This is a genomic window from Pelomonas cellulosilytica (assembly GCF_021353265.1).
GTDB classification, from domain to species: Bacteria; Pseudomonadota; Gammaproteobacteria; order Burkholderiales; family Burkholderiaceae_C; genus Pelomonas; species Pelomonas cellulosilytica.
Window position 1 is genome coordinate 424,493 of record NZ_JAJTWU010000007.1, and the last position, 6,172, is coordinate 430,664.

Below are 6,172 nucleotides of genomic sequence, written 5' to 3' on the forward strand. Positions count from 1 at the left end.
GCATGCCTGTTGCTGGATTGTCCATCGTTATATATCTACATACATAACCGACAAACCCAACAAGGCCGTCCCCATGCCATTGCCTATTGCGAACACCCCGTCCCGCCTCCCGTTCCCGGCCAGCGCTGCCGGCTGCGCCGCCGCACTGCTGGCAGCCTCCCTCGCGCAGGCGCAGGGGGCCGACGCGCCTGAGCGCATTGGCACCGTCACCATCACCGGCACGCAGCCGCGCAGTGCCGACACGGCGACCGCCACCCAGCTGCGCGAGGCCGACGCGCTGACCACCGGCGCTGCGCTGGAGCTGGTGCCCGGCGTAGTGCAAAGCAAGGTGGGGGCGCGCAACGAGCAGATGGCGTATGTGCGCGGCTTCGACCTGCGCCAGGTACCGGTGTTCGTCGACGGCGTGCCGATCTACGTGCCGTACGACGGCTATGTGGACCTGGGCCGCTTCACGACCTTCGACCTGGCCGCCGTGCAGGTGGACAAGGGCCTGAGCTCGATGCTGTACGGCGCGAACACGCTGGGCGGCGCGATCAACCTCGTCGGTCGCCGGCCCACGCGGCCGCTGGAGCTGGAGGGCGGCAGCGGCCTGGAAGCTGGCCGCCAGCTGCAGCTGCAGTCGCACTGGGCCTACGCCAACCTCGGGCTGAGGCAGGAGCGCTTCTACGCACAGGCTAGTGTGTCAGGCTATGGCCAGAGCGCCTTCGACCTGCCGGCAGGCTTCACAGCCACCAAGGCCGAGGATGGCGGCGCTCGCGAGAACAGCTGGGCGCGCGACCGCAAGTACGCGCTCAAGCTCGGCTGGCTGCCGCAGGGCGGCGATGCGCGCGACGAAGTCAGCCTCAACGTCATCGACCAGCACGGCACCAAGGGCACGCCACCCTATGCCGGCAATGTCGCCGGCGTCACCCCTCGCTACTGGCGCTGGCCGTACTGGGACAAGCAGAGCCTCTACCTGCTCAGTCGCACGGCGCTGGGCGCGCACACGCTGACGCTGCGCGTCTTCCGCGACACCTTCCGCAACAGCCTGTTCACCTACGACGACGCGACCTACACGACGCAGAAAAAGCCCAGCTCCTTCCAGAGCTGGTACGACGACTTCAGCAACGGCGCCAGCGCGCAGTTGGACGTGGCCGCAGCGCCTGGCAACACGCTGGGCATGGCGGCGCACTGGAAGCGAGACATCCACCGCGAGCACAACGCCGGCGAGCCCGTCCGGCATTTCGACGACACGACGCAGTCGCTCGCGCTGGAAGACAGCCAGCAGCTCGGCGAGCACTTCACGCTGGTGGCCGGCCTCGGCCATGACACGCGCCGCACCAGCCAGGCGCAGGACTACAACAGCAGCACCAAGGCCGTCAGCGAGTTCGCCCACGGCGACGGCGGCACCACCAACGGCCAGCTCGCGCTCCTCGCACGGCCCAGCGAGGCGTGGCAATGGCGCGCGTCGCTGGCGCGCAAGAGCCGCTTCCCGACGATCAAGGACCGCTACTCCTACCGCCTGGGCACCGCGCTGCCCAATGCCGCGCTGAAGCCCGAGCGGGCGACACATGCGGAGCTGGCCGCCACCATCACGCCGTGGGCCGGGCTGCAGTTCGACGCCGCGGTGTTCGCCAGCCACATCGACGACCTGATCCAGTCCGTCACCATCGCCACCGCCTGCGGCGCCAATGCCTGCGTACAAGCGCAGAACATCGGCCGCGCACGCGCTCGCGGCGCGGAGCTGGGCTGGGACTGGAAGGCCGGCGCCTGGCGGCTGGACGGGCACTACCAGTGGCTGGACCGGCGCAACCTCAGCGCACCAACGGTCAGGCTGACCGACACGCCGCGGCAGCAACTGCTTGCCCACGTCGCGTGGCGAGTGCTGCCCGCAGTGACGCTGCATGCGAGCGCCAAGGCAGCGTCGATGCGCTGGAGCTCCAGCGACAGCCTGCAGCGCGCCGCCGGCTTTGGCTTGGCCGACCTGAAAGCGCAATGGCAGGCCAACCCGCAGCTGTCGCTAGAAGCCGGCGTGCACAACCTCAACGACCGGCTCTACGCCTACGCCGATGGCTACCCCGAACCGGGCCGGCAGTGGCTGCTGCAGGCGCACTTGAAGCTACGTTGACACCGCACCGTCACAGGAGCCGCCATGACTGCCATCACGATCAATCGTCGCGCCATGCTGGCGCTATTCAGCGCGCTGGGCGCCACTCGGCCCCAGGCCGCCACGCGCACGCCCGTCGTCGTGCTGACCGCGTACCCTGAGGAGGTCACGTCCCGCTTCGAAGCCGCCTTCGAGAAGGCCGAGCCGGGCTACCGGCTACAGCTCGTCTGGCGCATGCCGCACGACGCGCTGCCCTATCTGCAGGCGCCGGGGCACAACGGCGTGGATGTTTACTGGTCTGCGTCGCCACGCACCTATGCGGCGCTCAAGCTTGGCGGAGCGCTGCGCCGGATGGACGGCATCGAGCGCAGCGGCCTGCCCACGCGCATCGGCGGCACGGAGATCAGCGATACCGACGGCCACTACCTCGCCACCGAAGTGGCGGGCTATGGCTGGGCGCTCAACCCGGCGCGGCTCGCGGCGCTGGGCCTCGCGCAGCCGGCGGACTGGCCGGACCTCGCTCTCGCCGCGTGGCACGGCCAGGTCGTGCTTCCCGCCCCGTCGCGCGTGGGCTTCGCGCCACCGATGGTCGACATCGTGCTGCAGGCCTTCGGCTGGGAGCGCGGCTGGGCGCTGTGGAGCGCCATCGCCGGCAACGCGGCGCTCGTCGGCGCCGGCAGCACGTTCGTCACCGACGAAGTGGCCTCGGGCCGCCGCGCAGCGGGGCTGACGATCGACTTCTTCGCCGCGGCGGCCGTGGCCAGCGGGGCCCCGCTGGCCTTCGGCTACCCGGCGCACGGCGGCATCAACCCGGCGCACATCGCCATAACGCGGGACGCCCCGCACCCCGAAGGCGCGCAGGCCTTCGTGCGCTTCATGCTGTCAGAAGACGGCCAGGCGTTGCTGGGCCACCCCCGCATCCGCAAGCTGCCGGTGCGACCCTCGGCCTATGCACGGCTGCCGGAGGGAAGCTTCAACATCTTCGAGGCCGCGCGGGCCGGCGGTTATGACTACGACAACGCCCGCGGCCAGGCACGGCTGGGGCTCATCAGCGCGCTGTTCGAGCAGGCCTTCGTGGCCGATGCGGCGGAGCATGCCGAGGCCTGGCGGCGCCTGCATGCGGCCGATGTGGGCGGCCACCCGCGCGCCGCCGAGGCGCGCGCGCTGCTGGAGGCTGCACCCGGCGCAGAGGCACTGGCGCAGGACACCGCGTTGCTGGCCAGGCTCGGCCGGCTGGAAGGCAGCACACAGGCCGCGCCATCGGACGCCGAACGCGGCTGGCGCGACGGCGCGACGCGACGCCGCCAGCAAGCGCTGGCGCTGCTGGCATGAAACCCGCCATCGTCCACCGGTCCGCCCGCCGGCCTATCCACCGATGCACGCGCGTGACCGCACTGTTGATGACCGGTGCCATGCTGGGCTGGACGGTGCCCGAGGCCGCACCGGGCGAGCCGCCCTGGGTCGTGGCCGACGCATCGCCCGAGGCTTTCAGCCACCCGCTGCCCGGCCGGGCCGACGAGCCGTTCCTGCGCGGCCGCAACCTGTTCCGCCGCGCCTGGCTGGACGGCTCGCGCAGCGCCGGCGACGGCCGGGGCCTCGGTCCGCTCTACAACCGGCTGTCGTGTGTGGCCTGCCACCCCGCCAATGGCCGCGGCCGCGCGCCGGATGGCCCCGACGCCCGCGTGCAGTCCCTGCTAGTGCGACTGTCGGTGCCCGGCACCGGACCGCACGGCGGCCAGCGCCCGCATCCAGTCTATGGTGACCAGTTCAACGAGGAGGGCGTCATCGGCGTGCCCGGCGAAGGCCGCGTGCAGATCCGCTGGCAAGCGGTGGCGCACCGGCTGGTCGACGGCCGCATCGAGTGGCTGCGCCGACCAGCGCTCAGCTTCACCGAGCTGGGCTACGGCCCGCTGGCGGCCGACGGCAGACGCGTGCAGCTGTCGGCCCGCGTCGGCCCGGCCGTCTACGGGCTGGGCCTGCTGGCCGACGTGCCGGAGGCCGCACTGCAGGCGCTGGCGGCCACGCCGCGGCCCGATGGCGTGCGCGGCGTGCTGAACCGCGTGTGGAACCCTGTGACCGGGCGCATGGAGGCTGGCCGCTTCGGCTGGAAGGCCAACACGGCCGACCTGACGGCCCAGGTCGTGCAGGCCGCCGCGGGCGACCTGGGCCTGACGAGCCGCACCTTGCCCGAGGCCGGCTGCGGCCCGGCGCAGCCGGCCTGCCGTACGGCGGCGGCCACAGGTGACAGCCCCGAGCTCGACGATGCCGCCGCGCGCGACCTGGTGGCCTACATGAGCGGACTGGCCGTTCCGGCACCGCGCGGCGACGGCGAGCCGCGGATCGAACGGGGCCGGATGCTGTTCGCCGCCGCGCGCTGCACGGCCTGCCACCAACCGACGCTGCCGCAGCCCGCGGGACGCCCGCCGGTGATGCCCTACACCGACCTGCTGCTGCACGACCTCGGCGCTGGCCTGGCCGATGGCAGGCCCGACTACCGGGCCAGCGGCAGGCAGTGGCGCACTGCGCCGCTGTGGGGGCTGGGTCTGGTGCCGGTAGTGAACGAGCACGGCGACTACCTGCACGACGGCCGCGCCCGCGGCCTGCGTGAGGCCGTGCTGTGGCACGACGGCGAGGCCCGCGCCGCGCGGCTGCGCTTCGAGCGGCTCAGCGACGCGGAGCAGGGCGCACTGCTGGCCTTCGTCGCCAGCCGCTGAGGCGCCGAAGGGCGTCAGCCCCGCGCGCCGGTGCGGATCAGCGTGCCGGCGTGCTGAGCCAGGTCTGCCGCACTTGTCTCGCGGATCAGTTGCGCCTGCGCGGCGTCACGGCCGTGCGGGTCGGCGGTGTAGACGCCATCCACGTCCTCCACGATCGTCATCCCCGCCGCGCCGAGCGCATCGGCCACGAGGAAGGCTCCCACGTCTGCGCGATGTACCGGAATGCGCGAGCCCGGGAACTCGTGATGGTGGTAGGGCGGGAAGGCGCTGCCCACGACTGCGCGCGTGGCCTGCAGGTGAATGGCGAGCTGGTTGGCGATGGTCGGGTGCTCGATGTACGAGACGCCGTCGGCCGCCAGCAGCGTGGCGAGGATGTGGCCGTTCTGCCCGGCCTCGCTGGCCGCCAACGGCGACAGCGAGGCCACCGGCAGGCCCAGGTCCAGCCCCACGCCGTACAGGTGCCGCGCGCGGCTGCCGGCGCCGGTGAGGATGAGCAGCCGGAACTCCGGCAGCAGGCGGCGCAGCTTGCCCACCAGCGGCAGGATGGCTTCGGCGCCGCGGTCCATGATGGCGCGGCCGCCGATCTTGACGACATGCAGCCAAGGCAGCAGACGCACCGGCTTGTGGCCGGCGACGGGGCGGGTCAGCGTGCCGTCCAGCAGCGTCTGGCGGGCAGCCCGAGCCCGGCCGCGATGGAGTACAGGTGCCGCGCCCGCGTGCCAGCGCCGGTGCCGATCAGCAGCGGCTGCAGCTTGCGCGCGGCGAGGATTTTGTCGAGCAACGGGTACACCGCCGCGCGCCCACGGTCGATGATGCTCTGGCCGCCGATCTTGACAACCGCGGCATCAGGCAGGATGCGGGAATCCGCCGCCGCGTCGGCCTGGGCCAGCAACTCGGCATTGGTAAGTGAACGCTGCATCAGCAGCGCTTCCAGCGCCGCCGTCGTGTCTTACATGAAGACCTCCTACTGACGATCTGGAACGCCAGGCTCCGACTGGCGACGCGGGCAACTAGCGCGCCGCGTGACATCAATATCGACGATTTGCGCGGCGGCTCAGGCGAGTCGGGCCGTGGCGCACAACGCTGTCGCAAAACTCCGATACGAAGCGCGCTTCACCACGGTGCACGCGGCCGGCGTCGACTGGCTGTCGATACAGCCCAGCCGTCAGGGGCGAGGTTCCAGCACGACCACTGCGCCGCCGGCAGGCGCCAGAACAAGGGTAAGTCGGTCCTTGCTCGTCACGACGTTTTCCGTGCGGCGCACCTCGCGCACGACCTCGCCGTCCTGCCAGATCGTGGCGCGCCACCGGCCCGGCGGCAGGAAGGCCAGCGGCACCTGCTGCGTGCGCGCCTCCTCGGCCGTCATCGCGCC

The 6,172-nt window shown here is 71.9% G+C and carries 6 protein-coding genes; 3 read left to right on the forward strand and 3 right to left on the reverse strand.

Features of this window, described 5'->3' with window-relative positions; genetic code table 11:
- Positions 1-73: 73 nt before the first annotated feature.
- Genes LXT13_RS19205 through LXT13_RS19215 form a run of 3 tightly spaced genes read left to right on the forward strand, consistent with a single transcriptional unit; the run spans position 74 to position 4,800 of the window.
- Complete coding sequence (locus LXT13_RS19205; RefSeq protein ID WP_233373564.1) at positions 74-2,107, forward strand: TonB-dependent receptor plug domain-containing protein; 2,034 nt, start codon at positions 74-76, stop codon at positions 2,105-2,107.
- A 24-nt stretch (positions 2,108-2,131) separates the two neighbouring features.
- Positions 2,132-3,418 (forward strand): ABC transporter substrate-binding protein, encoded by a 1,287-nt coding sequence (locus LXT13_RS19210; RefSeq protein ID WP_233373565.1) that lies wholly within the window; start codon positions 2,132-2,134, stop codon positions 3,416-3,418.
- A 53-nt stretch (positions 3,419-3,471) separates the two neighbouring features.
- On the forward strand, positions 3,472-4,800 hold the full coding sequence (locus LXT13_RS19215; protein WP_233373566.1) for a di-heme oxidoreductase family protein: 1,329 nt from the start codon (positions 3,472-3,474) through the stop codon (positions 4,798-4,800).
- A 14-nt stretch (positions 4,801-4,814) separates the two neighbouring features.
- On the opposite strand, the gene LXT13_RS19220 is transcribed toward LXT13_RS19215, so the two are convergent.
- From LXT13_RS19220 to LXT13_RS19230, 3 genes are all read right to left on the reverse strand, one after another.
- A complete protein-coding gene (locus tag LXT13_RS19220; protein ID WP_233373567.1) occupies positions 4,815-5,417 on the reverse strand; it encodes an amino acid kinase family protein in 603 nt (200 codons plus the stop codon).
- Between the two features lie 26 nt (positions 5,418-5,443).
- Complete coding sequence (locus LXT13_RS19225) at positions 5,444-5,719, reverse strand: amino acid kinase family protein (RefSeq protein WP_233373568.1); 276 nt, start codon at positions 5,717-5,719, stop codon at positions 5,444-5,446.
- Positions 5,720-5,965: 246 nt separating this feature from the next.
- The coding region (locus LXT13_RS19230) for a glycoside hydrolase family 97 C-terminal domain-containing protein (RefSeq protein WP_233373569.1) at positions 5,966-6,172 on the reverse strand (207 nt) is incomplete at its 5' end.